Origin of the sequence: Hydrogenophaga taeniospiralis CCUG 15921, assembly GCF_001592305.1 — a bacterium.
Classification (GTDB): domain Bacteria; phylum Pseudomonadota; class Gammaproteobacteria; order Burkholderiales; family Burkholderiaceae_C; genus Hydrogenophaga; species Hydrogenophaga taeniospiralis.
In genome coordinates this window covers 69,569-95,051 of the sequence record NZ_BCWR01000019.1, presented here as the reverse complement: position 1 = coordinate 95,051, position 25,483 = coordinate 69,569, and the positions used below count along the sequence as shown (strand labels likewise).

Here is a 25,483-nt window from a genome sequence, read left to right as displayed (position 1 = left end):
TCCGCACTCATTCGCCAAAGCGCACGTCGGCCGTGACCACCGCGGTGGTGCGCGGGCCGAAGCTGCTGATGTTGCTCAGCGTGGCGTTGTGGTGGTCGATCACCTGCTGTGGCGTCAGATGCGCATTGCCTGCGGTGGTGTGCGCATCCGACACCAGCGTCACCGGAAAACCCAGCGCCATCGCCCGGCGCGTCGTGGTGTCGACGCAGAACTCGGTGTGCATGCCGCAGACCACCAGCGCCGTCACGCCCTGTGCCTGCAACAGCGCCGCGAGCGGGGTCCCGTGGAACGCATCCGGCGTGGTCTTGCGCACCCGCAGGTCGCTCTCCAGGCACACCAGCTTGTCGGGCAATTGCCAGTCGGCGCTGCCGTGCTCCAGGTAGCCGTCGCGGCCCTCGTGCTGCACAAACACCACCGGCACACCGTGCTCGCGTGCCCGTTGGGACAGCTGGTTGATGTGCTCGATCACCCGTCCGGACGCAAACGCCGCGTCCGGGCCCTCGCACAGCCCGCGCTGCACATCGATCACCAGCAAAGCCTGTTGGCCCATGGAAGACTCCCGAAAAAATGCGAGCGTAACCGAGGCCTCGACCAAGCGCCGGAGGTGTTGCCGGAAACAGCTCAAAAGCGCACGATGGCGGACTTGCGCGTTCCACCCCTCACCCCAACGGAGACAAGCCATGATCAAGGTCAGCGTGATGTACCCCAACACCCCCGGCACGCACTTCAACCACGACTACTACCGCGACAAACACATGCCGCTGGTGAAGGCGCGCCTGGGCGCACCCCTCAGGTACTACACCGTGGACAAAGGGCTGGCGGGCGGTGCGCCCGGTTCGGCACCCACCTACGCCGCTAGCGGCCATCTGTTCTTCGACAGTGTTGAAGACTTCCAGGCCTCGTTCGGGCCGCACACCACTGAGATCATGGGCGACATCCCGAACTACACCGACATCGCGCCGGTGATCCAAATCAGCGAAGTGGTGGTCGCCAAACCCTGAACGTTGAGCGGTTGAAAGCCGCTCAGCGCTCCTGCAGCGCGAGCTGGGCGCCCAGCCCGGCGAAGGCCGCGGCAAAGCCCCGGCGCAGCCAGGCCTGCACGCGCGCCGACTCGATGACGGCCTTGCGAAACGCGTGGGCCAGCAGGCCATAGGCCACGAACACCGCAAACGTCATGGCCATGAACACGGCGCTCAGCATCAGCAGGGCCGCCAGCGGCGAGGCGGCCGCCGGGTCCACGAACTGCGGCAGAAAGGCCAGGAAGAAGATGGTCAGCTTGGGATTGAGGATGTTGAGCAGAAAGGCCTTGAACACGATGCCCCGGCCCGAGCGCTGCGCGGCCTGCCCGTCCACGGCGAACGCGCCACGGTCCTTCCAGGTGGCCCAGGCGACGTAGAACAGATAGGCCACGCCGGCGTAACGCAGCACCTCGAACGCCAGCGCGCTGGTGTGCATGACCGCCGCCAGCCCCAGGATCGTGGCCAGCAGATGCGGCACGATGCCCAGCGTGCAACCCAGCGAAGCCAGCACGCCCGCGCGCCGTCCTTGCAGCAGCGCGGTGGACACGGTGAAGATCACCCCGGTGCCGGGGATGAGCACCACGATGAGCGAGGTGATGAGGAATTCGAGACTGATCATGGGTGGTTCCTTCTCTGTGTTGGGCCGGGTTGACCAGGGACGGCGAGACAACGGGGGGTCGTGTAGTGCATCGTCAACGTCTGCGCAGCCTGCACATCACGCCATCATCAAGGTGAACACGATGATCACCAGCCCGAGCCCCAGGTTGATGCCGACCCAGGTGCGGATCGACGCCAGCGCGGCACCGCCCGCGGGCCAGTCGCTGGCCAGCACGGCGCGGCTCAGGCGTTTGAACAAGGCGAACCGGATGTGGCCGAAGATGGCCATCATGACGAGGCCGAGCGTGGCCATGATCGTCCAGTCCAGCGGCATGTTGAAGGCCAGCCCGGCCTGCGCCGACTCCCTGGCCAGGCGGGCGATCATCCACAGCCCCGTGACCAGCACCAGCAGCACAGCCACCAGCACGGCGGCGAAGAAGCGCTGCAGGGTCGCGTACATCAGGCGCACGCGCAGCGGCGGCTCCAGCTGCATCGCTGCCGGGCGCAGAAAGAAATGGGCGAACACCATGCCACCGACCCACACGATGATGGCGAGCACGTGAACCAGTTTGAGTGTGGCGTAGATCATGGCTTGGGTCTCGGGTTGGCGGGCATCACCTTCCATCGGTGACGCAGGGCTCACTGTACCGTGCGGGAAAACCACCGCGCCAGATCAGCGACATCATTCAGCGGCAAGCGTATCCCTGGGCTCGCCCCCAGAAGGGAACATGCTCAGTGCTGAGCACCCACTGTCGCAGGCACGGCGCTCAGGGGCCGATAGTCCAGGCCATCCAGCCGGAAGCGCTCGCAAGACCCCTGTCCTCGAAGATCGAGCCGGATGTCTTTCACACGTGCCGGAAGCTGGAGACCCGGCGCACCATCCAGATCAAGCACGGTGCGCCGCCCCACGTGGAGGAACCTTGCACTGTGATCCTTGTGAAACCTGGCTTCATCGGCGCTCTTCCAGAACGTCTGCACTGGCAACGAGACCGAACCGTCCAGACAGGTGAGCGCCAGCGTAAACCGCGCCAGTGCGCCCATCTGAACCTCCGTGGGCACACTCAGAATCAGCGAAGAGGATCTGGAGGTCACCCGAAAGCTGTCATCGTGCGGATCGCGCTCCAGGCCACTCATTCCCGAAACCACGAAAGCGTTTGGTGGATCGCGCTCGATGACTGAGGCCAACTCCGCAACGGGTGCATAGCCCAGGAAACTGGGGAAAGTCGCGCCGCGAAACGCGCGCTCTACGGTCGTCACGAAAACGTACTCCGGCTGCCACTCGTCCAACAAGCGCACCAGGCTGCCCCCGTCCCGGAAGGCATCGCGCCAGTGCATGCGAACAACGTCGGAAAAGCTCGCGTGCATCAGATCGGCCATCGATCCACCAAACGAATCGGACAACCAGAGCACCCGCGCCTTGTTCAGCGCCAGGGCGTTTCGTGTCTCCACCGGGTGGGCCAGCGCCACGCGGGAATCGGCCACGCGTTCGGCATCCACGGGCCGATTCAGTCCATACGCCGTCTGCACGAGTTCGCGCGGCAAGCCTGTGACACCGAGAATCGGCTCCTCATCCAGAGACGACCCAGACCCCAGTCTCAAGAAATCCGCCAGATCTCCGCCGGTACGGCGCTCTACCCGTAGAAGACGATAGTGTTCATCCTGTGGCCACCTCACCTCGGGCAACTCGAAGCGCATGCGATCCGCAAACGCACGAAACGCCTGGGAGGCGCCCCAGGTGTTCCAGTGGGTATCGTGCTGGTAAAAGAGGTGGGTGGGATCGCGCTGTTTCGCGGCCAGAAGTGGTTGCCGGAAATCGTGAAACACCGAGTCCCCTATGCCACGAAACAAGGCGTCGGTGACACCGGGAACACCCGGCGCTGCCCAGTCGGGGAGATTTTCGGGGTAGATCGACTCCTTGTTCGGGGCGACCATGATCTGGAAGGTCTTGACCCCGTTGCGACGGAAAAATGCGTCCCAGCGTGCCGCCTCGGCCGCAAAGGCTTCGCCTTGTTTCACGTCGTTTGCATTCCCTGTGCGCCGGTTGGTCGAAACAGAGCGCTCAAAACGATCCCCCAGGAACGTCCAGTTCGAGCGCCCGATCACCGCGTTTTGAGAATCGATGCTGATGCCCAACCGGTACAGGCCCGCGCTCACGCCACGCAGCACAAGGTCCATATTGAACAACTGGGCGGCACTGCAGCACCGCTGGGCCACCGGCGTGGGCGTGAAGAACAGGTTGAGCAGAGGCACCAGCGACAGACCCAGGCCCGTCCACAGCAACACGCGCAAAGAGCGTCGATTCATGGCGGTCAGAAGTTGAAGTACAGAAAGACCGCGCTCGTGCTCACGACCGTCATGTAGATCGACACGGTCAGGAAAAACACGGTGCAGGCCAACTTCGGGCCATCCACGCCTTCTGCCGCCCACTGCAAGGCATTTTTCTGCCGGATCAGCACGAAGCTCAGCGACAGCATCAACAGCACAGGCAATTGGCCGACCAGGTACGACGGAAACAGGCTCAGCAATGGGTCGGCCAACCAACCCGCCCACGCCAGCGTGTCAGCGGGCAGCCTCGTCAAGGGAATCCATCCCAGAGTGGAAATGTCACCCATGCCCGAGAAAATCCGGCGCGCACTGTCGCCATCCTTGGCGCGAAAGAAAACCCAGGCCCCATTGACGAACAGGAAGGTGATCGTCCACGCCAACCAACGGGGCATCCGCCATCCCGAGGCCTGCCACAGGCGATGGACCACCAGGGCCAAACCGTGCAGCAGACCCCAGATGACAAACATCCACGAAGCGCCATGCCACAGGCCCCCCAAGGCAAAGGTGATCACCAGATTGGCATGGGTCCGCCACTCACCATGGCGATTTCCACCCAATGGAATGTAGACATAGTCCCGAAGAAAATGGCTGAGCGTGATGTGCCAGCGCCGCCAGAACTCCTGAATATTGAAGGACTTGTAAGGCGAATTGAAATTGATGGGCAACCAGATGTTGAACAGCAGGGAAATGCCCACCGCCATATCACAATAGCCACTGAAGTCAAAATAGAGCTGAAAGGTGTAGGACAAACTGGCGCCCCAGGCCGAATAGAAATCCAGCGCCTGCTTCCCATCAAATCCGGCATCCGCCCAAATGGCAAAGGTGTCAGCGATCACCAGTTTCTTGAACAGTCCGATCGAAAACAAAAATAGCCCCTTGACAAGATGAGACTCCCTGGGCAGCCAAGTCCAGCGCGAAGAAAACTGCGGCATGATCTGGCTGTGCTGAACGATGGGGCCCGCGATCAAATGCGGAAAGAAAGTGACGAACAGCGAATAATTCAACAGATCGTATTGACTGGTTTCGCCTCGGTAGCTGTCAATCAGATAGACAATCTGGGTGAAAGTGAAAAAGCTGACAGCCAATGGCAGCACCACGGCATTCAGCTGAAAGTGCGTTCCGGCAAACCAATTCAGGTTGTCCACCATGAAATTGGTGTACTTGTAGTACCCGAGCGTCACCAGATTCAACGCTATCCCAGCGGTCAGCCAGGCCCGGCGATGGCGAATCCATCCGCTGATTTTCCCAGCCTTTTCCAGTTCGTACCCAAGCGAGAGTCGACGGCCCAACTGGTAATTCAGAAAAATGGATCCCAGAATCAAGGGCAGATGGGTCCAATTCCAGTAGGCATAAAAAAACAAGCTCGCGAGCACCAGCCACACTTTGCCCAGCACCAGCTTTCTGGATCGGTTCAGAAGGAAATAGCCCAACAGGGTCACGGGCAGGAACACTAGGATGAACTGCCAACTGCTGAAGATCATGAACGTCTGTATCTAATCTAATATCTGTGCGGATCGGGGCGCCATCCATCGGCCGCAGAAACGCGCAACGCGGCCCGTCGCGCAGCCAGTGTTGGAAATCCGGGGTTAGACGTCGGTCAGCACGCCATCGCTGCGCCGCTGCAGTTTGTACGGTGGCAGGCCCTTGAGCATGCGCCGCCCGTACGACTGGCGCAGCAGCCGGGCATCGTAGCAAATCACCACCGCTTCGTCGGTCTCGCTGCGCAAGGCCCGGCCCGTCCACTGCAGCAGGCGCGCGCCGGTGGCGGGCACCACGAGTTCGCTGAACGGGTCGCGGCCCTGGGCCTTGAGCCAGTCGGCGCGCGCCTGGCCCACCGGGTCGCTGGGCGAGGCGAACGGCAGCTTGGTGATGAACACCCACTCGCAGAGTTCACCGGGCAGGTCCAGCCCTTCGCCGAAGGACTGCAGGCCGAACAGGAGGGACGGGTCGCCGGCCTGCACGCGCTCGGCGTGGCGGCGCAGCAGCTGGGTGCGCGAGGCTTCGCCCTGCGCCAGCACCTTGTCGCGCAGGTCGCTGTGCAGGCCACGCTCCAGCAGTTCCTGCGCGCGCCGCATCTGCGCCTTGGAGGTGAACAGCACCAGCGCGCCGCGCCGCACGTCGGCCAGATCGCTCATGAGCGCGTCCAGCATTTCGCGGGTGTAGGCCTCCACGTCTTTCGGGTCGGCCCGGGTCTGCACCACGACCAGCCGGCCCTGGCGCGCGTGGTCGAACGGGCTTTGCACTTCGCGGCTGACCACGGCATCGTCGTAGGCCAGGCCGGACTCGTGCAGGAAGTGCTCGAAGCCACCGCAGGTGACGAGCGAGGCCGAGGTGACGACGGCCGCGCGCACCTTGTTCCAGAGCTGGTTGCGCAGCAGGCTGCCGGGCTGCAGCGGGCAGGCGTGGGCGGTGAGCGTGACCAGGCCGTGCTGGATGCTGGCTTCGAGCCACTTAGCCAGCGGCGCCTGGCCCGCAGCCGGGTCCTGCAGCCAGAGTTCGGCCGTGGCCTGCGCGTGCTGCAGGCGCGGCGCGAGCACGCCCAGGCGGCTGTAAAGCTTGGCGCAGCGCGCGGCGTCGCCCGGGTTGTCGCGCGCGTTGGCCTTGAGCTGGGTGGCCAGCGCCTCCATCACTTTCAGCAGCGCGCTGGCGCGGCTGTGCAGCTGCAACACGGTTTCCAGCCACTCGGGCGGCAGCGCGCCGCCTTCGAACCGATCGACCACCGGTGGCGCCTGGTAACCCCGCTCGGGCGGGGCCGCCTGTCGAAACCCGCCGCGCGCCGACCCTCTGAACCCTTCGGCAGGTTCGGGCGTGCGAGCGCGCCCGGTGAGCGCCAGCCACTCGGGCAGCGCGCCGATGCGCGCCATGGCCAGGCGGGCCAGTTCGCCCTGCGCGGCTTTCAGTTCACGCGCCAGCGTGGCCACGTCCACGCCCGGTGTGTGCTGAAGCGCGCCGGCCACTTCGTCCACCGCGCGGGGCAGGCGATCCAGCCACTGGCTGCGCATCAGGTCCATGCTTTCGGTGAACTGGCCCTGCGCGACGGGGCCCAGGTGGTGCGCCTCGTCGAACACGAGGTAACAGTCTTCGGGCGCGGGTAGCGCGTGCAGGCCCAGCGTGGAGAGCAGCAGGTCGTGGTTGACCACGATCACCTGCGACTGCGCGAGCCGGGCGCGCGCCTGGTAGTAGCTGCAGCTGTTGTAGCTCGGGCAGTGGCGCGCGGTGCAGGTGTGGCGCTCGGCGGCCACCGGGCTCCACAGCTCGCCCTCGGGCGGTTCGTCGAGCCGGTCGCGGTCGCCGTCCCAGTTGCCGGCGTCGAGCGAGGCCGTCCACTGCGCGTACTGCTTCGCCCGCTCGCTCCAGCGCTCGGCCGCGCGGGCGCTGGCGGCGGCGTTGGCCACGGTGCTGGCGGCCACCGCCGCGGGCGAGGCATCGGCGGCGCCGAGCGCGTCGTCGCTCTCGAACAGGTCGGCGCTGGCGGCGTCGCCCCCGCTGAGCTGGTCGAGCTTGAGGCGGCACACGTAGCGCCCGCGCCCTTTGGCCAGCGCGAACGTGAACGGCTCGGGCAGCGCGGCGGCCAGCGCGGGCAGGTCCTTGGCGATCAACTGCTCCTGCAGCGCCACGGTGGCGGTGGAGATGATCACGCGCTTTTGCTGCGCCAGGGCCAGCGGGATCACGGTGGAGGCGTAGGCCGCCGATTTGCCCACGCCGGTGCCGGCCTGCACCACCGCGATGCCGCGATCGGGCAAGCCCGCCTCACCGCTGACCGAGCCGTCCCCCAGACGCACCCCGCTGAGCGTTTGCGCGATCAGCGCGGCCATCTCGCGCTGGCCGGGGCGTGCGCGAAAGCCGGGGGCGTGCGAGACCATGTGGTCGAACGCGGCCAGGGCCAGCGCCTCGCGCGCCAGCGGACCGCCGGGCAACACATCAGGCTCGGCGGGTGGGGCTTCGGGAGTTTCGGCGCTCGGGTTCATGCAGAAGGACAGGCAAACAGGGATTGTCCCAGACCGTGGGCACCTGGGCGGGGCGAAGGGCCGGTGTCCGGCGGTGGCTGTTCGGCGGTCGTGCGGCGATCTGACAGGGCTCCTGGCGGGGCCTCGGGATGGCTGTGCCAAGATGCGCGCCGAATCCATCGAAAGTACTCAAAAAGTCACTCCCTCGGGACACCAGCCAAGCCACCGCCATGAAGACCTACAAAAACCATCCGCCCGTACCCAAAGTCTTGCAAGACGCGCTGAAGGACTACCCCGAGTTGATTGCGGGGCTGCGAGAAGCACTGACAAAGACCGGCTTGACGCTCTTCATGAGCAAGACGCTGCGGTACGACCAGTTCGAGATCGCGATCGCGCTGTTGGAGGGCCGCCTTGATACCTACTGGTCCGATGCCGCGGAAGAGGTCAAAGCAGCAGAGGCCACGGGGGATGCTGCGCTGATCGCCAAGGCGAAAGAAAAAGAGATGCTGATGATTCGTTGCCGACGCGGCAGGTTGCGTGACAGCCTGGACGAACTCGAGCGCTTCTTTGCGTGATCCGAGAAGGCACTCACCATGGCACACGACTACCCAAAAATCGATCCGACCCTGCATCAGCAGATCTTCAATGACAAGATCCTGCAGGATTCTGACTACCAAGGTGTAACGCCCCAAGAACGCCCGCGCGCCATCATCATGGCGGGCCAGCCCGGAGCGGGCAAAGGAAGCCTGGTCAAAGCAGCCAGCGCCGAGCTGGGAGGCAACGTTGTCACAGTCGATCCCGACGAGCTACGTGGCTTCCATCCGCGAGCCCATGGCTTGCGCCAGCAACACCCCTACACCTGGTCGGGCCAGACCCATGGCGACGCCAGTCAATGGGCCACCGAGCTGAGAGACGCCGCCATCGGCGAGCGCAAGAACATCATCCTGGACACCACCACGCCCAGAACCGATGTCATCAAAGACCTGCAGGCCAAAGGCTACGACGTGGAGGTGCGCGCCATCGCCAGCCACCGGATTGAGAGCGAGCTGGGTGTGGATCAGAGATTCACCAGGCAATTGTTTGATGAGGGCTACGGCCGCTACGTCCCCTCAGGCGTCCGGGACAACGTGTACCAGCAATTGCCGAGTCAGCTCGACGCGGTGGCCCGGGAGACCGGCACACCGATCCGGATCTATGACCGGGAGGGACAGCTGCACCACGACTCGGGCACCCAGCCCAAGGTCCTGCCCAGTCAGGCACTGGAAGCGGCCCGGGAAGGCCGCATGGGCTTCATTCGCGTGGCCGAGCTGGAGCGGTCCATACACGACCAGCGCCGTCTGCACAGTGAGCTGCCAGAGCGTTTGCCCAACGCCAAAGTCAACGCTCAAACCACCACCACGCTCTTGCAGGAACGGCAAGCGCAGGCCGTCGAAAAGGGCCTGGGCAACCTCGCCACCGATGCGCGCAGCGCCAACATGGCCGGTGCCACGCGCAGCATGGGCAAAGGGCTGGGCATCGCCGGCACCGCCTACGGCGTCTACCAGGGCGTCAACGACACCCGCGACGCCATCGATCAGGCGCGCTCCAACCGCGAGCAGTGGGTGCGTGGCGGCGAGGCGGGTGCCGACGTGGCGGCTCGTGGCACGGTGACGGGTCTGGCCGGGGCGGGAGGCGGGGCCCTGGGCGCGGCCGGTGGCGTGCTCACCAGCCCCGTGACCGGGCCGGTCGGCCCCATCACCGGCGGCATCGTGGTGGGCGGCGCGGCCGGTGTGCTGGCTGACAAAGCCTACGAAGACTCCCGCCTGCAGCAGTTCAGCAAAGCCCTGGGGCGTGAAGTGGGCCAGCTGGGCTACGACTATGTTTCGCGTGAAGGCCGTCTGCTGCGCCAGGTCAACGGCCTGCGGGAAGACCTGGCCGCCGAAACCGACCCGGCCCAACGCGCGAAGCTGGAAACCCGCCTGAGCGAAGCGAGCGAGAAGTTCGCCACCGAGGCCGAACGCAATGGCCGCTTCTTCGAAGGCAAGACCGGCGTGGAAAACGCCTGGGAGAAGACCCATGCGCAGTACCCCCGGCTCGACAAGGACGACGTGACCGAGGCGCTGGCCCGGCACATCGACGCCGGCAAGCGCCCGGGCGAGGCGGCCAGCGCCGCCTACAGCGATGCGCTGCACGAGAAATACCCGCGCGTGCGCCCGCACCAGCCGCAGGAAAACTACCGCGCCATGGGCAGCGAACAGCTGCTGGAGAAACACCAGCACCACACGGCCCAGATGGTGGAAGACAAGCGACGGGTGCTGGAACTCGCGGGCCAGAAGGATTCGCGCAACCACCTCGACGCGGGCTGGCCCCAGGCGCTGGCCGAGCAGCGCCAGGCCCAGCGGGTGCAGGACGGGCTGAACCGTTTCTGGAAAGACACCGGCCACGTCTCGGCGATCCGGGCTGCGCTCAAGGAGCGTGGCATCGCCGCCCCCGAGCTGCCCGAGGCCTTGCAGAAGAGCCCGGCGCAAGGCGGCCCGGCCACGCCCGCGCAGGACGCGTCGCGGCAACAACAGCCCCAGGATCACGGCCCAGCGGCAACAGCCCCCGACGGGAGCCAGCCACCCGGCGCGGCGATCCATTCGCAGTCGCCCCAGCAGGCGCAGCACGCCGGGCTGGCCCACGCCCAGCTCGGCCCGCAGCTGGCCGCGCGCGGGCACGGCCCGGAGCAGATCGAGCGCGTGTGCGCGGCCGCCGTGGCCCACGCCCAGCAGCACGCGCACCGGGGGGCGGTGCAGGCGTTTCACCTGAGCCGGGACGCGCAGCTGGTGGCGGTGGTGCAGGAGCGCGCGCCGATGAGCGAGTTCCGGGTCGACAGCGCCCTGCACCAGAGTGCTGACCAGCACCTGGAGCGCGCCCACGCGCTGGCGCAGTCCCAGGCCCAGGTCCAGGCGGGCGATCAACCCCAGGCTCAAAGCCTTCAGCCGGCGGCCCCGGCAACCGCGCGTTTGCGGGCCTGAGCGGGAGCGGGAGCCGGAGCGGCCATGCACAATGGTCCGTCCACGAGGACCGCCCATGACCACCCGCCCCCGCTCCCAGCCCGCGCCACGCGCCACCGACCAGAAACTGCGCATCGACCTGGCCCTGCAAGGCGGTGGCTCCCACGGCGCCTTCACCTGGGGCGTGCTCGACCGCCTGCTGGAAGAGGAGTGGCTGGAGATCGCGGCCGTCAGTGGCACCAGCGCGGGCGCCATGAACGCGGTGGCGCTGGCCGCCGGGCTGATGGAAGGTGGCCGCGAAGGTGCCCGCGCCTGCCTGCGCCGCTTCTGGAAACGGGTCGCCGATTCCTCGCCGTTCCACGCCCTGGCGGGCGGACCGATGGCTCAGCTGTTTGGCCTGGGCCATCCGTGGCTGCAGGCGCTGGCCGCGCCGTGGCAGAACTTTGCGCAGCTCGTCGGCACCCAGTTCTCGCCCTACCAGTTCAACCCGCTGAACCTGAACCCGCTGCGCGACATCCTGACCGACACGGTGGACTTCGAGCGCGTGCGCGCCTGCAACCGCGCCCAGCTCTTCGTGGCCGCCACGCACGTGGCCACCGGCGACCTGCGCATCTTTCGCCAGAACGAGCTCACCGCCGACATGGTGCTGGCCTCGGCCTGCCTGCCCCTGCTGTTCCAGGCGGTCGAGATCGACGGCGAGGCCTACTGGGACGGTGGCTACGCCGGCAACCCCTCGCTGCTGCCGCTGATCAGCGAGACCTCGGCCGACGACCTGTTGCTGGTGCAGATCAACCCCAGCCGGCGCGAGGCCGTGCCCACCCAGGCCAGCGACATCCTCGACCGCGCCAGCGAAGTCACCTTCAACGCCAGCCTGCTCAAAGAGCTGCGCACCATCGGCCTGCTCAAGGAACTGCTGCAGGAGGCCGGCCGCCCCGACAGCGCCTACCGGCGCCCGCTGTTCCAGCGCGTGGACGACCTGCGCCTGCACCGGCTCGACGCCGAAGTCCAGCTCGCGCAGTTCGGCGCCGCCAGCAAGACGCAGACCGGCTGGGCCTTCCTGTCCCAGTTGCACGACATCGGCCGAGCCACGACCGACGCCTGGCTGCGCACCAATGGCCAGCACCTGGGCCAGCGCTCCACCTTCGAGCTGCCACCGGCCTACACCGGCTAGCATGAAACACCCCCGCCGCGCGTCGCGCGACCCCCTCCAGGGGGCTGAGGGCCGCGGCTCCGAGCCTGCCTGCGCAGGCTTGGACGGCCCGAAGAAGCCTCGCCTCTGGCGAGGCTGCGGCCTGCAAGGCGCACTGGCCGTCCGGCAAAGCCGGCCCGGCGGTGCCCTGGGCGGCACACCCTGCCCACCCACCACACGATGACCTTCCTGTCCCCCTGGTTCGGGCTTGCCCTGTTCGTCGCCGCCCTTTTTGGCGTGCGCCACCTGCTGCACCGTGGCCTGGCTCCGGCCGCCAGCACCGATGGCCCGACACCGGCCGCCCTGGGGCTGAGCGCGCAGGATGTTCGCATCCACGGCGCACAGGGCCTGCAGTTGTTCGCCTGGTACCTGCCCGCGCCCGCATCGGCCCCGCACCCCACCCCCGCCGTGGTGCTGCTGCACGGTTGGGGCGGCAACGCCAGCACGCTCCTGCCCGCCGCGCAGGCGCTGCACGAAGCGGGCCATGCCGTGCTGCTGCCCGAATCGCGCAACCACGGCCGCAGCAGCCGCGCCGGCCACAGCTCCCTGCCCCGCTTCGCCGAAGACCTGGAGCACGCACTCGACTGGCTCGCCGCCCAGCCCGGGGTGGACCCGCAGCGGCTGGCCGCCATCGGCCATTCGGTGGGCGCCGCGGCCGTGCTGCTCGTGGCCTCGCGCCGCCCCGGCCTGGCCACCGCGGTCAGCGTGTCCGCCTTCGCCCACCCCGAGCAGGTCATGCGCCGCTGGCTTGCGGCCTACCGCGTGCCCTACTGGCCGCTGGGCTGGCTGGTGAACCGGTACGTGGAGTCGGTGATCGGCGCGCGCTTCGACCGCATCGCACCGCTGGCCACCTTGCGGCTCGCGCAATGCCCGGTGTTGCTGCTGCACGGCGCGCAAGACGCCACCGTGCCGCTGACCGATGCGCGCCAGCTCATCGCGAGCAAAGGCAAAGCCCGCGCCACCCTGCTCGAACTGGCGGGTTCGCACGAAGGTTTTGCCGAACCCGCGCAGGCCACGCAGGCCGTGCTGGACTTTCTGGAAGCCGAGATGGCCGCAGACCGCGACCACCTCTTGCGATGCAGCTCAGCAACTTGATCTGATCTTTGTGAAGGAGAGATGGTCACCGTCTGTGACCACCTCCACCCATAGTCTTGTCAGCCCCGCCGGTCACCGCCTTGCGGTGGAGCCCTCCGTGCGCAGCGTCAAGCCCCCCTCATCACTCATCCCGCCTCCTGGCCATTGAATATAAGTAATTAATCAATTACATTGCCCACATGCCGCACAAACAACCCACCGAAACCCGCCAGGCCGCCCTGGTGGCCGCCGCGTTGGCGCTGGCCGCCGAGCGCAGCCCGGCCGCCGTGACGACCGCCGACCTGGCGCAGGCGGTGGGCATCACGCAGGGCGCGGTTTTCCGCCACTTCGAGAGCAAGGAAGCGATCTGGGTCGCGGTGATCGACCTGGCCCACCAGCAACTGCTGGGCCGGCTGCAGGCCGCAGCCGACGCGCAGGCGCAGCCGCTGGCGGCGCTGCGCGCGGTGTTTCTGGCGCATGTGGATTTCGTGGTGGCGCACCCCGGCGTGCCGCGGGTGATCTTTCAGGAGCTGCAGCACCCCGAAGACACGCCGCTGAAGGCGCGGGTGCGCCAGCTCATGCAGGCCTACCGCGCGCTGCTCACCGGCCTGCTGCAGCGCGCGCAGGCCGCGGGCCAGCTGGCGCCGGGCACCGACCTGGCGGCGGCGGCGGTGCTGTTCATTGGCTCGGTGCAGGGGCTGGTGATGCAGTCGCTGCTGAGCGGCCAGGTGGCGGGCATGGCCGCTCAGGCGCCGCAGGTGTACCGCATTTTTCACAACGGCGTGGCCGCACGGACCGCGCCGCCCGACCCCTCCCCGGAAGGCTCCCCATGACGATGAAACCCACGAACACACGCCGCCTGCTGCTGGGCAGCCTGGCGCTGGCGCTGGTGGCCGCGCTGGCCTTTGTGGCGCTGCGCACCGGGCCGCTGGCGCCGGTGAAGGTGCAGGTGACGGCGGTGAAGACCGGCCGCGTGACGCCGGAGATCTTCGGCATTGGCCAGGTGGAGGCGCGGCGCAGCTGGCTGGTGGGGCCCACGGTGGCCGGGCGGGTGCGCTCGGTGCAGGTGGACGTGGGCGACACGGTGCGGCCCGGCCAGGCGCTGGCCGAGATGGACCCGGTGGACCTGGACCAGCGGCTGGCGGCGCTGGACGCCTCGCTGGCCCGCGCGCAGAGCGCGCGGCAGGCGGCCGAGGCGCAGGTGGGCGACGCGATGGCGCGGCGCGCGCTCGCGGCGGCGAATTTCAAACGCAACCAAGACCTGGCGCGGCAGAACTTCATCAGCGGTGCGGCGCTGGAAGCGCGCTCGCAGGAAGTGGCGTCGGCCAACGCGGGGCTGCAGGCGGCGCAGGCCAACCTGGGCGGCAGCGCACAGGACATCACTCGGCTGCGGGCCGAGCGCGCGGCGCTGGCGCAGCAGCGCGGCAATTTGAGACTGGTGGCCCCGGCCGCGGCGCTGGTGGCCAGCCGCGACGCCGAAGGCGGCAGCACGGTGGTGGCGGGCCAGGCGGTGCTGCGGCTGGTGGACCCGGCGAGCCTGTGGGTGAAGCTGCGGGTGGACCAGGGCCGCTCGGCCGGGCTGGCGCCGGGGCTCGCAGCGCGCATCGCGCTGCGCTCGCGCCCGGGCGAGGTGCTGCCAGGCCAGGTGGTGCGCGTGGAGCCGCTGGCCGACAGCGTGACCGAGGAGCGGCTGGCGATGGTGGCGCTGGACGCCCTGCCCGCGGGCGTTTCCGTGGGCGAGATGGCCGAAGTGACGCTGGCCCTGCCGGCCACGCCCGAGGGCCTGCTGCTGCCCAACGCGGCGCTGCAGCAGCACCAGGGCGCCACCGGCGTGTGGCGGCTGCAAGACGGCGGGCTGCGGTTCGTGCCGGTGGTGGCGGGCGTGCAGGGGCTGGACGGCACGGTGCAGGTGACGGGGCCGAAGGACGGCGGCCTGCGCGAGGGCGACACGGTGGTGCTGTACAGCCAGAAGGCGCTCCAGCCCGATGCGCGCATCAGCGTGGTGGAGCAACTGGCGCCGCCGGCGGGAGCGGCAAAGTGATCAGCCTGGCGGGCCGCGACATCCTGCACGGCTGGAGCAAGTACGTGCTGACCGGGCTGGGCCTGGGCCTCTTGATCGGCGTGACGCTGACGATGGCAGGCGTGTACCGCGGCATGGTGGACGACGCGCACGCGCTGCTGGCCAACAGCCGCGCCGACCTGTGGGTGGTGCAGAAAGACACGCAGGGGCCGTACGCCGAGTCGTCGAGCATCAAGGACGACGTGGTGAAGAGCGTGCGCGGCATGCCGGGCGTGGCGGCGGCGGCCAACGTGACCTACCTCACCATGCAGGTGGCGCGCCACGGCGTGGACAACCGCGTGATGGTGGTCGGCATCGAGCCCGGCCTGCCCGGCGCGCCGGGTTACCTGGTGGCCGGGCGGCACCTCACGCGCAGCCACTACGAGGCGGTGGCCGACGTGAAGACCGGTTTTCAGCTCGGCGAGACGGTGCGCATCCGGCGGCACGATTACACGGTGGTGGGGCTGACCCAGCGCATGGTGTCGTCGGGCGGCGACCCGATGCTGTTCGTGCCGCTGAAGGACGCGCAGGAAACGCAGTTCCTCAAAGACAACGACGCCATCGTGAACGAGCGCGCGCGCACCGCCGCCAACCCGGCCTTCAACCGCCCCGGCAGCCCCGGCCTGCTGGAGGCGGTGCAAGCCCTGCAGACCAGCAGCCGCAGCGTGAACGCGGTGCTGGTGCAGGCCGCGCCGGGCTTCACGCCCGAGCAGGTGGCCGCGCCGATACGGCGCTGGAAGCACCTGAGCGTGTACACGCGCGACGGCATGGAAGACATCCTGGTGGTGAAGCTGATCGCCAACTCGGCCAAGCAGATCGGCATGTTCCTCGTGATCCTGGCCATCGTGAGCGCGGCCATCGTGGCTTTCATCATCTACACCATGACCATGGGCAAACTGCGTGAGATCGCGGTGCTCAAGCTCATCGGCACGCGCGACCGCACCATCGCCGGCATGATCCTGCAGCAGGCGCTGGGCCTGGGCCTGATCGGCTTCGCCGTGGGCAAGGTGGCGGCCACGGTGTGGGGGCCGGCGTTCCCGAAATACGTGCTGCTGCTGCCGGGCGACGCGGTGGCCGGCCTGGTGGCCACGCTGCTGATGTGCGCGCTGGCGAGCACGCTGGCGATCCGGGTGGCGCTCAAGGTCGACCCGGGCGCGGCGATCGGATGAACCCCATGAACACCCCACCAGCCCAAGGCGGCATCCTGATCGAAGGCCTGCGCAAGGTCTATGGCCACGGCGACACGGCCGTGGAAGCGCTGAAACACGTGAACATGCAGGTGGCGCCCGGCGAGGTGGTGGGCCTGGTCGGGCCGTCGGGCTCGGGCAAGAGCACGCTGCTGAAATGCCTGGGCGCGATCATCGAGCCCACCAGCGGCAAGATGACCCTGGGCAACGAAGTGATCTACGACAACGGCTGGACAGTGAAAGACCTGCGCGCGCTGCGGCGCGACCGCATCGGCTTCGTGTTCCAGGCGCCCTACCTGATCCCGTTCCTCGACGTGACCGACAACGTGGCCCTGCTGCCCATGCTGGCGGGCCTGCCCAACGCCCAGGCGCGCAGCCGCGCGCTGGAGTTGCTGACCGCGCTGGACGTGCAGCACCGCGCCCGGGCCGAGCCCTCGCAGCTCTCGGGCGGCGAGCAGCAGCGCGTGTCGATCGCCCGGGCGCTGGCGAACAAGCCGCCCGTGATCCTGGCCGACGAGCCCACCGCGCCGCTGGACAGCGAACGCGCGCTGGCGGTGATGCGCATCCTGAACCAGATGGCGCGCCAGGCGCAGACCGCGATCATCGTGGTGACGCACGACGAAAAGATCATTCCCACCTTCCGGCGGATCTACCACATCCGCGACGGCCAGACGGTCGAGGAAGCGGGCGAAGGGCGTGCGCTGGAAGACAGCGCCCACGCCTGACCAGCGTGCACCGGGCGCCGACGGGCGCCATGGCCGGGCGCTACCATCGCTGCATGCAATTGTTCGATGCCAACACCACCCGGGCCGCCCTGCCCTTTGACCGCCTGATCGCCGCGCTGCGCGAGCGTTTTGCCGGCGGCTGCGAAGTCCCGCCGCGCCATGTGCACGAGATCAACAGCCCCATCAGCGAGGGCGGCGACGCCGCGAGCCGGCGCATGACCTCGCTGATCATGCCGGCCTGGCTGCCGGGCAAGTACTACGGCGTGAAGATCGTGAACATCGCCCCCGGCAACGCCAAACGCGGCCTGCCCGGCCTGCACAGCAGCTACCTGCTGTTCGACGCGCGCACCGGGGCGCCGTTGGCGCAGATCGACGGCGACCAGATCACCGAGCGCCGCACCGCGGCGGCGTCGGCGCTGGCGGCCTCGTACCTGGCGCGCGCCGACGCCAAACACCTGCTGGTGGTGGGCGCGGGCCGCGTGGCGCAACTGCTGCCCGCCGCCTACCGCGCGGTGCGCCCGCTGGAGCGCGTGACGGTGTGGGCGCGCCGCGCCAGCGAGGCGCAGGCCCTGGCCGCCCAAGTGCGCGCCGCGGGCCTGCCGGCCTTTGCCAGCACCGACCTGGCCGCCGCCTGCGGCGAGGCCGACATCGTGAGCTGCGCCACGCTGTCCACCGAGCCACTGGTGCGCGGCGCCTGGCTGGCGCCGGGCTCGCACCTGGACCTGATCGGCAGCTTCACCCCGGCCATGCGCGAGGCCGACGACGCCTGCTTCCAGGACGCGCGCGTGTTCGTGGACACCGACGAAGCGCTGCAGAAAAGCGGCGACCTGCTGGTGCCCATGCAACACGGCGTGCTGCGCGCCGACGACGTGCGCGGCACGCTGACCACGCTGTCCAAGGGCGTGGCCACCGGCCGTAAGGGAGAACACGAGCGCACGGTGTTCAAGTCGGTCGGCTCGGCGCTGGAAGACCTGGCCGCTGCCGTGCTGGTCTACGAGTCGGCGCGCGGCTGAGCGTCCGTCGCTCGGCGGCGCCTCAGTCGCCCCCGTCCAGCGGCGCCAGTCGGGCCTTCGACGCCGCCAGCATGCGACTGGCCTGGGCCTGCAGGGCGTCCACGGTCTGGTCGAGCTGCTGGCGCTGCGGGGCCGAAAGACCGGACACCAGTTCGCGGTTGATCGCCATCACGCGCGGCAATATCTGCGCGTGCATCTGCCGACCTTCGTCGGTCAGAAACACATGCACCTCGCGCCGGTCCGACGGGCGGGGCTGGCGCGTGACCAGCTTCTTGGCCGCCAGCGAGGTGAGTGCGCGCGAGGTGCGGGCGCGGTCGAGCATGGCGTGCTCGGCCAGCACGGACGACAACACACCCTCGTGGTCGTTCAGCACCGACAGCACACGCCACTCGCGCCGCGTGATGCCGAACTCGCTTTCGCACAGGTGCACCACCAGCCGCCCGGCGGTGGTCTGGATGCGGTGGATCCGGTACAGCAGCAGGTCGCCCTGGCGCTGCGGCTCACTGATCCGGTCGGGAAGGGTCATGGGCACGGCCTCAGGGAAAACACCCGGAATGATTGATTTCTGCAATTGATTGTGAATCCCTAGCATCGCGCCTTGCAGCGGGGAAACACCCGCTTGATGCACATCAATCAGGAGACAAGCATGCAACGACGCACCTTCACCGCCGCCAGCGCACTGGCCCTGGCCGCCACGGCCGCCCTGGCCCTCCCCGCCCTCGCCCAGCCCCCGGCACCGCCGCTGAAGATCGTGGTGGGCTTCCCGCCCGGCGGCTCGGCCGACCTGCTGGCCCGGCTGTTGGCCGAAGGCCTGAAGAACGACTTCTCCTCGGTGATCGTGGAGAACAAGCCCGGCGCGGGCGGGCGCATCGCGCTCGGCCTGGTCAAGCGCGCGCCGGCCGACGGCCAGACCGTGGTGCTGCTGCCCAGCGGGCCGATGGTGCTGTTCCCGCACGTGTACAAGAAGCTGGACTACGACGCGGTGACGGACTTCACCCCCATCTCGCTGCTGGCGCACTTCCAGTTCAGCGTGGTGGCCGGGCCGGCGGCGGGCGTCAAGAACGTCGCCGAGATGCTGGCCAAGGCCAAGGCCGCCCCGGGCCAGGCCACCTACGGCACGCCGGGCCAGGGCACGCTGCCGCACTTCATGGGCGTGCTGTTCGGCCAGCGGGCCGGCGCCGAACTCACGCACGTGCCCTTCCAGGGCGGCGGCCCGGCCAACACGGCGCTGCTGGGCGGCCACATCCACTACAAGTTCGACGTGGTGACCGAAACCGCCGAGCTGCACCGCGCGGGCAAGGTGCGCATCATCGCCGTGACCGGCCCCCAGCGCGACCCGCAGGTGCCCGAGGTGCCCACGCTCAAGGAACAGGGCGTGGACATGGAAGCCACCGCCTGGTTTGCCATGTACGGCCCGGCCGGCCTGAAACCCGAGCTGCGCGACTGGCTGAGCGCCGCCGTGGCCAAGGCGGTGCGCACGCCCGCGCTCAAGGCCAAGCTGATCGAACAAGGCTACGATCCGGTGGGCTCGACCCCGGCCGAACTGGCCGCCGCCCAGGCCGCCGACCTGAAACGCTGGGAAGGCCCGATCAAGGCCACCGGCATCCAGCTGGACTGACCCCGGCATGCAACGCCCCAACATCATCTACATCGTCAGCGACGACCTGGGCTACGCCGACCTGGGCTGCTACGGCGGCCGCGACGGGCCGGACGGCCCGGTCTCGCCGAACATCGACGCGCTGGCCGCGGGCGGCCTCAAGCTCACCGAGGGCTACGCCAACTCGCCCGTGTGTTCGCCCACGCGCTTCGCCATGGCCACCATGCGCTACCAGTACCGCCTGCGTGGCGCGCTGGAAGAGCCCATCAACAGCCGCAGCAAGGGCAGCGCCACGCTGGGCCTGCCGCCCGACATCCCCACCCTGCCCTCGCTGCTGAAAGACGCGGGCTACCGCACCGCACTGGTCGGCAAATGGCACCTGGGCTACCCGCCGCACTTCGGCCCGCTGCGCTCGGGCTACGAAGAATTTTTCGGCATCATGGCCGGCGGGGTGGACTACTTCACCCACTGCTCTTCCAGCGGCGACCACGACCTCTACATCAATGATGAGACGCACAAGGAAGTCGGCTACCTGACCGACGTGTTCTCGAACAAGGCGGTGCAACACGTGAAGGCGCGCGCGACCGAGGCGCGCAGCGGCACGCCCTTTTTCCTGAGCCTGCACTACACCGCGCCGCACTGGCCCTGGGAGACGCGCGACGACGCGCACGTGGCGCCCGAGGTGGCAAAGAACCTGTTCCACCTGGACGGCGGCAGCGTGAACGCCTACCGCCGCATGATCCACCACATGGACGAGGGCATCGGCTGGCTGGTGGCCGCACTGCGCGAAGAAGGCCTGCTGGAGAACACGCTGATCGTCTTCACCAGCGACAACGGCGGCGAGCGCTTTTCCGACAACTGGCCGCTGGTGGGCGGCAAGATGGACCTGACCGAAGGCGGCATCCGCGTGCCCTGGATCGCGCACTGGCCCGCCGTCGTCCCGCCCGGCCGCGTGAGCGCGCAACACGCCATGACCATGGACTGGTCCGCCACCCTGCTCGCGCTCGGTGGCGGTCAGCCACACCCCGATTACCCGCTCGACGGCGTGTCGCTCGAAGCCCTGCTGCGCGATCCGGCGCAGCGCTTCGAGCGGCCCATGTACTGGCGCATGAACCATCGCGGCCAGCGCGCGCTGCGCGAGGGCGACTGGAAATACCTGATGGTGGACGGCCACGAGTACCTGTTCAACCTCCCGGCCGACGCCCGCGAGCGCGCCAACCTGGCGAAGCGCGAGCCCGGGCGGCTGGCGCGCCTGCGCGAACAGTGGCTGGCCTGGGACGCGACCATGCCGCCGATCCCGGCGGACGCGACGGTGAGTCTGGGGTACAGCGTGAAAGACATGCCCGCGAGATAGGCTCCCCCCCGCGCCGCCTGCGGCGTCACCCCCCCAGGGGGGCCATGCGAGTGGCCCGGCGGAGCCGGTTCCACCGCATGCTGGGTTGGAGCACTTCGCTCCGGCGGCCGCGGAGTCAATCCACCGTGTGCTGGGTTGGGACACTTCGCGCCGGTGGCCACAGGGTCAACCCGCCGCATGCTGGGTGGGGCACTTCGCGCCGGTGGCGCTTCGCTGCACCTTGCTTGCCATCGCCAATAATTGCCCATGTCCCGCCTGCACCGCCTTCTTCCTTTCCTGAACTGGCCGCGCCCCACGGTGGCCTTGTTGCGCAGCGAGGCCATGGCGGGGTTGACGGTGGGGTTGATGGTGATTCCGCAGGGTGTGGCCTATGCCGCGCTGGCGGGCATGCCGCTGATCACCGGCATCTACGCGTCCATGCTGCCGGCGCTGATCGCGGTGCTGTTCAGTGCCTCGGTGCGGCTGTCGGTGGGGCCGACCGCGCTCACCTGTCTGCTGGTCAGCGCCTCGCTCACTGGCCTGGCCGAGCCGGGCAGCGTGCAGTGGATCGAACTGGCCGTCTGGCTCGCGCTGCTCTCGGGCCTGCTGCAGATCGTGCTGGGTTTCGTGCGGTTTGGCTGGCTGCTCAACCTGGTGAACTCGCCCGTGCTCATGGCCTTCACGCAGGCCGCGGCGGTGCTCATCATCGGCTCGCAGCTGCCGGCGCTGCTGGGCCTGGCCCAGCAGGACCTGTGGACCCAGCTGCCGCGCCCGCACTGGCCGGCACTGGCCTTCGGGCTGGGCAGCCTGGTGCTGCTGTTGCTGGCGCGCCGCTGGCGCCCGGGCTTTCCCACCGTGCTCGCGGTGGTGGTGGGCAGCGCCGCCATCAGCATGGCCACCGGCTTCGAGGCCGGCGGTGGCGCGGTGATCGGCACCCTGCCCCAGGGCCTGCCCACGCCCTACCTGCCGGGCTGGCCCGGCTGGGCCACGCTGGGCCAGCTGCTGCTGCCCACCCTGGTGATCACCCTGGTGAGCTTTCTGGAAACCGCGTCCAGCGCCAAGGTGGACAGCGGCAAACGCGGGCAGCGCTGGGACCAGGACCAGGACCTGATCGGCCAGGGGCTGGCCAAGCTGGCCTCGGGGCTGAGCGGCGCTTTCCCCACCAGTTCCTCGTTCTCGCGCTCGGCGCTCAACCTCTACGCCGGCGCGCAGACCGGCTGGGCCACGGTGTTTTCGGTGGTCGTCGTGCTGCTCGCGCTGCTCCTGCTCACGCCGCTGCTGCACCACGTGCCGCTGGCGGTGCTGGCGGCGATCGTGCTGGTGGCGGTGATGGGGCTCATCAAGCCGCGCGCCTTCATGCGGCTGTGGGCGATCTCGCGGGTGGAGGCGGTCACGGCGGGCACCACCTTCGCGGTGACGGTGCTGAGCGCGCCGCGCCTGTACTGGGGCGTGATCACCGGCGTGATGATCGCGCTCAGCCATTTCCTGTACCTGCGGCTGCACCCGCGCATCATCGAAGTGGGGCTGCACGCCGACGGCAGCCTGCGCGACCGCCACCTCTGGCATCTGGCGCCCGTGGCGCCGGCCACCTACGCTCTGCGCATGGACGCGGCGCTCGACTTCGCCACCGCCAACGCCTTTGAACGCGCCGTGACGGAACACCTCGCCGCCCACCCCGGCACGCGCCACGTGATGCTGATCGCGCACCCCATCAACTGGATCGACGCCACCGGCGCGGAAGCCTTCGGCCGCCTGAGCGCCCAGTTGCACGAGCAGGGCGTGACCCTGCATCTGGTGGGCATCAAGCTGCCGGTGGAGACCCTGCTGCGCACCGCCGGCCACCTGCAGGAAGGCCCCCGGCTCAAGTTGTACCGCACGGAAGCCGAGGCCCTGCACGCCAGCGAGACCTGGCGGGAAGCGGCGGACAGCCCCGCCACACAACCAGGCTGAGCAACCGGTTTTCGCTTTGGCGACACAACGGTAAGGCACCAGCCGCCCCTGCGGCTGGCCCCTTCTCCTTCGCGAGCCGTTTCGCAGCGGCGCACATTCACCACCTGTCGCGCGGTGGCCTCATTTTTTTGGCGCCCGTTCAGGCCGGATCGGGCTGCCATATCCAACGAATGGCGCCCAGGGGGCGTCCCGGGCGTTGCGCAAAAACGCCAACGATTGCTCCGGAATTCATTAATGGGAAAGAACTCATTTAACCCCCAAATGCCAACGATTGCCTGGCAAAGCCACGTAGTCCATTGACTTATAGATCACCCCGATTTCCGCAAAAAAGCGTGAAATATTTCCGGAAAACCCTTCGACCGTATCCGCCTGTGACGGGATGTAAAGTAACTCACGAATTCCAATTTTTCGATCAGTCAAAGCCCGCATCGTTACGTAACATTCCCAATCGATTGCTCGTTACGCCCCCGTTACGTTGGCCAGGAACACATCCCATGACTTATCGCCGTACACACAACACTCCAGCCCGACGCGCCGCCCCACAAGGGCGGCGTGCTGCGTTTTCTGCGAGCGCGGCCCGTGCGGATCGGGTTCATGGGGTCTATCAGACCCTGCCCCAACCGCCCTGAATTCGGCTGGCATTAAAAGTGCTTTGAGTTGTTACAAGTTGTCGCAAGGCAATTTGGAATGTTCTTTCTTCAACGTGCATTCACTTTTTCCAGGGACTTGATGATGAAAAATAAGCTTTTGACTTTCTGGCAAGACGAAGAGGGCGCCACCGCCATTGAATACGGCCTCATTGCGGGCCTGATTTCGGTCGCCATTCTGCTGACCCTTACTTCTGTCGGGGACAAGCTTGTCCTCATCTTTCAGGCCATCAGTGCCGCGCTGGTCGTTCCTGCGGCCGGCGGCTAGCAGAACCAGCTCCGTGTGACCGCGGGCCTGGTTCTCGCGGGCTTTGTGGCGTTTCTTCTGGTGGCCGTCTTTTTCGATGCCACCCGCCGCAAAGCCCCCAACGCGATGGTGGTGGCCGGCGCTCTGGGCGCCCTCGCCGCCCTGGCACTGAACCTGAACCCGGTTGAGCTCACGGCGGCCCGCGCGGCGCTCGGCGGCCTGTTGGCGCTGGCGCTGCTGCTGCCCTTCTACGGCCTGGGGTCGATGGCGGCGGGCGACGTCAAGCTGGGCGCGGTGCTGGGCCTGTGGCTGGGGCCACAGCTGATGCTGGCCACCTGGCTGGGGGCCAACCTGCTGGCCCTGCTGCACGCGCTGCTGGTGCTCTCGCTGTCCGCGCTGCGTCACCGGGCCCCGATGCCCCCACCCGGTCCAACGGACGCCAGATCACCGGGACGAAAGATCCCGCTGGCGGCCTATATGTCGATCGTCGCCCTGGCGTTCACGCTCTGGCGGCACCTGCCGGTGCCGCCGTGAGCCCGCACCGTGGCGCCCCGCCGGAAGGTTCATTTTTCATTCCATGGGAGCCCTATGTTCAACCTGACAAGAATCCTGGCGGCCCTGCTGGTGCTGGCCGCGCTGGTCCTGGGGGGATACGCCTGGGTTCTCAGCCGCCAGCCTGACCCGGCCGCCCGGGCCGCGGCCACCCGCACCGCGCCCCAGCCACCCCAGCACACGGTGGTGGTGGCCGCCCGGCCCATCGCGGCCGGCCAGCCCATCCAGCCGGAAGACCTGCGCACGGTCCAGCTGGGCATCAACCCGGTGGGCGCGTTCAAGGACACGCAGGGCATCGTCGGCCAGACCTCGACCCTGCCCCTGGGCGTGGACACGCCAGTGCTGGCCCAGCACCTGGCGGCCGGGCTCGCCACGCTGATCGAGCCGGGCGAACGGGCCGTGGCGCTCAAGATGGACGAAGTCAGCAGCGTGGGCAACCGGGTGCGCCCGGGCGACTACGTCGACGTGTTCTTCGCGCTCAAGCGCGACAACGGCGAGATCGACCGCAGCCAGGCCCGCATGCTGCTCTCGCGCAAACGGGTCCTGGCCTACGGCCCCGGCTCGCTGGACGGCCCCGCGCCCCCCAACGGCAAGGCGGCGGCGCCCGCAGCCGCGCCCAAGCCCACCGAGCAGGCCCGCACGGCGGTGCTGGCGATCCGGGTCGAAGAGGTCAACGCGGTGCTGCTGGCCGAGGCCAACGGCCGACTGTCGCTGACGCTGCGCAACCCGACGGACGCGGCCGTGCCCACCGCCGACCTGTACGCGGCGTGGCCCACGGTGCTGCAACCCGCGATCCACCGCGGCGCCAAGGACGCAACCCCGGTCGCCGAACTGCAGGGCACGGACCGCGCCCTCGGCGGCCTCGCCATGGAAAACCTGGCCCAGGGCGCCCAGGCACAGCGTGGGGCGGTCGGGGTGCGGCGCTTCCAGGCCGCGCCACCCGCCGGCCGGGCCGGCGCCCCCGCCCCGCCGCCCGCGGGACCCAGCGTCGAGGTGATCCGCGCGGGCCAGGTCAACACGGTGCGCCTGCCATGAACCGCCCGCACC

General features: G+C 68.4%; 23 protein-coding genes. 16 read left to right on the top strand and 7 right to left on the bottom strand.

Features of this window, described 5'->3' with window-relative positions:
• Window positions 1–7: 7 nt before the first annotated feature.
• Entirely contained in the window at window positions 8–550 is a 543-nt protein-coding gene (locus HTA01S_RS20710) for a cysteine hydrolase family protein (RefSeq protein ID WP_068174784.1), read from the bottom strand.
• A gap of 130 nt (window positions 551–680) precedes the next feature.
• Here HTA01S_RS20710 and HTA01S_RS20705 point away from each other — a divergent pair, with 130 nt between their 5' ends.
• Entirely contained in the window at window positions 681–1,001 is a 321-nt protein-coding gene (locus tag HTA01S_RS20705) for an EthD family reductase (RefSeq protein WP_068174782.1), read from the top strand.
• A gap of 22 nt (window positions 1,002–1,023) precedes the next feature.
• On the opposite strand, the gene HTA01S_RS20700 is transcribed toward HTA01S_RS20705, so the two are convergent.
• The 5 genes from HTA01S_RS20700 to dinG form a co-directional block, all read right to left on the bottom strand.
• Window positions 1,024–1,638, bottom strand: a complete 615-nt coding sequence (locus HTA01S_RS20700) for a LysE family translocator (RefSeq protein ID WP_068174780.1) — start codon at window positions 1,636–1,638, stop codon at window positions 1,024–1,026.
• Window positions 1,639–1,734: 96 nt separating this feature from the next.
• Window positions 1,735–2,205: a CopD family protein gene (locus HTA01S_RS20695; protein ID WP_068175023.1), complete on the bottom strand. Its 471-nt coding sequence runs from the start codon at window positions 2,203–2,205 to the stop codon at window positions 1,735–1,737.
• Between the two features lie 143 nt (window positions 2,206–2,348).
• Complete coding sequence (locus HTA01S_RS20690; protein ID WP_407656128.1) at window positions 2,349–3,791, bottom strand: alginate O-acetyltransferase AlgX-related protein; 1,443 nt, start codon at window positions 3,789–3,791, stop codon at window positions 2,349–2,351.
• Window positions 3,792–3,925: 134 nt separating this feature from the next.
• Window positions 3,926–5,422, bottom strand: a complete 1,497-nt coding sequence (locus HTA01S_RS20685) for an MBOAT family O-acyltransferase (protein ID WP_068174777.1) — start codon at window positions 5,420–5,422, stop codon at window positions 3,926–3,928.
• A 105-nt stretch (window positions 5,423–5,527) separates the two neighbouring features.
• On the bottom strand, window positions 5,528–7,909 hold the full coding sequence (gene dinG / locus HTA01S_RS20680) for an ATP-dependent DNA helicase DinG (protein ID WP_068174775.1): 2,382 nt from the start codon (window positions 7,907–7,909) through the stop codon (window positions 5,528–5,530).
• 209 nt (window positions 7,910–8,118) lie between these two features.
• Here dinG and HTA01S_RS20675 point away from each other — a divergent pair, with 209 nt between their 5' ends.
• The 9 genes from HTA01S_RS20675 (at window position 8,119) to lhpI (ending at window position 18,110) form a co-directional block, all read left to right on the top strand.
• On the top strand, window positions 8,119–8,463 hold the full coding sequence (locus tag HTA01S_RS20675; protein ID WP_068174773.1) for a hypothetical protein: 345 nt from the start codon (window positions 8,119–8,121) through the stop codon (window positions 8,461–8,463).
• An 18-nt stretch (window positions 8,464–8,481) separates the two neighbouring features.
• A complete protein-coding gene (locus HTA01S_RS20670) occupies window positions 8,482–10,884 on the top strand; it encodes a zeta toxin family protein (RefSeq protein WP_068174771.1) in 2,403 nt (800 codons plus the stop codon).
• Window positions 10,885–10,939: 55 nt separating this feature from the next.
• Entirely contained in the window at window positions 10,940–12,034 is a 1,095-nt protein-coding gene (locus HTA01S_RS20665; RefSeq protein ID WP_068174769.1) for a patatin-like phospholipase family protein, read from the top strand.
• 198 nt (window positions 12,035–12,232) lie between these two features.
• Window positions 12,233–13,147: an alpha/beta hydrolase gene (locus tag HTA01S_RS20660; RefSeq protein ID WP_068174767.1), complete on the top strand. Its 915-nt coding sequence runs from the start codon at window positions 12,233–12,235 to the stop codon at window positions 13,145–13,147.
• Between the two features lie 179 nt (window positions 13,148–13,326).
• A complete protein-coding gene (locus HTA01S_RS20655; protein ID WP_068174765.1) occupies window positions 13,327–13,959 on the top strand; it encodes a TetR/AcrR family transcriptional regulator in 633 nt (210 codons plus the stop codon).
• Window positions 13,956–15,167, top strand: coding sequence for an efflux RND transporter periplasmic adaptor subunit (locus HTA01S_RS20650; RefSeq protein ID WP_068174764.1), 1,212 nt, complete (start codon window positions 13,956–13,958; stop codon window positions 15,165–15,167). Before HTA01S_RS20655 ends, HTA01S_RS20650 begins: the two co-directional genes overlap by 4 nt.
• Window positions 15,164–16,354 carry an ABC transporter permease gene (locus HTA01S_RS20645; protein WP_068174762.1) on the top strand — a complete coding sequence of 397 codons (1,191 nt, stop codon included), beginning with the start codon at window positions 15,164–15,166 and terminating at the stop codon, window positions 16,352–16,354. Before HTA01S_RS20650 ends, HTA01S_RS20645 begins: the two co-directional genes overlap by 4 nt.
• Complete coding sequence (locus HTA01S_RS20640) at window positions 16,351–17,097, top strand: ABC transporter ATP-binding protein (RefSeq protein WP_174545212.1); 747 nt, start codon at window positions 16,351–16,353, stop codon at window positions 17,095–17,097. The genes HTA01S_RS20645 and HTA01S_RS20640 overlap by 4 nt, the downstream gene beginning before the upstream one ends.
• A 53-nt stretch (window positions 17,098–17,150) precedes the next feature.
• On the top strand, window positions 17,151–18,110 hold the full coding sequence (gene lhpI / locus HTA01S_RS20635) for a bifunctional Delta(1)-pyrroline-2-carboxylate/Delta(1)-piperideine-2-carboxylate reductase (RefSeq protein ID WP_068175020.1): 960 nt from the start codon (window positions 17,151–17,153) through the stop codon (window positions 18,108–18,110).
• Between the two features lie 22 nt (window positions 18,111–18,132).
• On the opposite strand, the gene HTA01S_RS20630 is transcribed toward lhpI, so the two are convergent.
• Window positions 18,133–18,636 (bottom strand): MarR family winged helix-turn-helix transcriptional regulator, encoded by a 504-nt coding sequence (locus HTA01S_RS20630; protein ID WP_068174758.1) that lies wholly within the window; start codon window positions 18,634–18,636, stop codon window positions 18,133–18,135.
• Window positions 18,637–18,756: 120 nt separating this feature from the next.
• Here HTA01S_RS20630 and HTA01S_RS20625 point away from each other — a divergent pair, with 120 nt between their 5' ends.
• From HTA01S_RS20625 to cpaB, 6 genes are all read left to right on the top strand, one after another.
• Window positions 18,757–19,728, top strand: coding sequence for a Bug family tripartite tricarboxylate transporter substrate binding protein (locus tag HTA01S_RS20625; RefSeq protein ID WP_068174756.1), 972 nt, complete (start codon window positions 18,757–18,759; stop codon window positions 19,726–19,728).
• Window positions 19,729–19,735: 7 nt separating this feature from the next.
• Window positions 19,736–21,061 (top strand): sulfatase family protein, encoded by a 1,326-nt coding sequence (locus HTA01S_RS20620; RefSeq protein WP_068174754.1) that lies wholly within the window; start codon window positions 19,736–19,738, stop codon window positions 21,059–21,061.
• Between the two features lie 246 nt (window positions 21,062–21,307).
• On the top strand, window positions 21,308–22,990 hold the full coding sequence (locus tag HTA01S_RS20615; RefSeq protein WP_174545211.1) for a SulP family inorganic anion transporter: 1,683 nt from the start codon (window positions 21,308–21,310) through the stop codon (window positions 22,988–22,990).
• Between the two features lie 687 nt (window positions 22,991–23,677).
• Window positions 23,678–23,905: a Flp family type IVb pilin gene (locus tag HTA01S_RS20610; RefSeq protein ID WP_322788368.1), complete on the top strand. Its 228-nt coding sequence runs from the start codon at window positions 23,678–23,680 to the stop codon at window positions 23,903–23,905.
• 15 nt (window positions 23,906–23,920) lie between these two features.
• Window positions 23,921–24,418, top strand: coding sequence for a prepilin peptidase (locus HTA01S_RS20605; RefSeq protein WP_068174751.1), 498 nt, complete (start codon window positions 23,921–23,923; stop codon window positions 24,416–24,418).
• Between the two features lie 54 nt (window positions 24,419–24,472).
• Window positions 24,473–25,471 carry a Flp pilus assembly protein CpaB gene (cpaB, locus tag HTA01S_RS20600; protein WP_068174749.1) on the top strand — a complete coding sequence of 333 codons (999 nt, stop codon included), beginning with the start codon at window positions 24,473–24,475 and terminating at the stop codon, window positions 25,469–25,471.
• The last annotated feature ends 12 nt before the right edge of the window (window positions 25,472–25,483 follow it).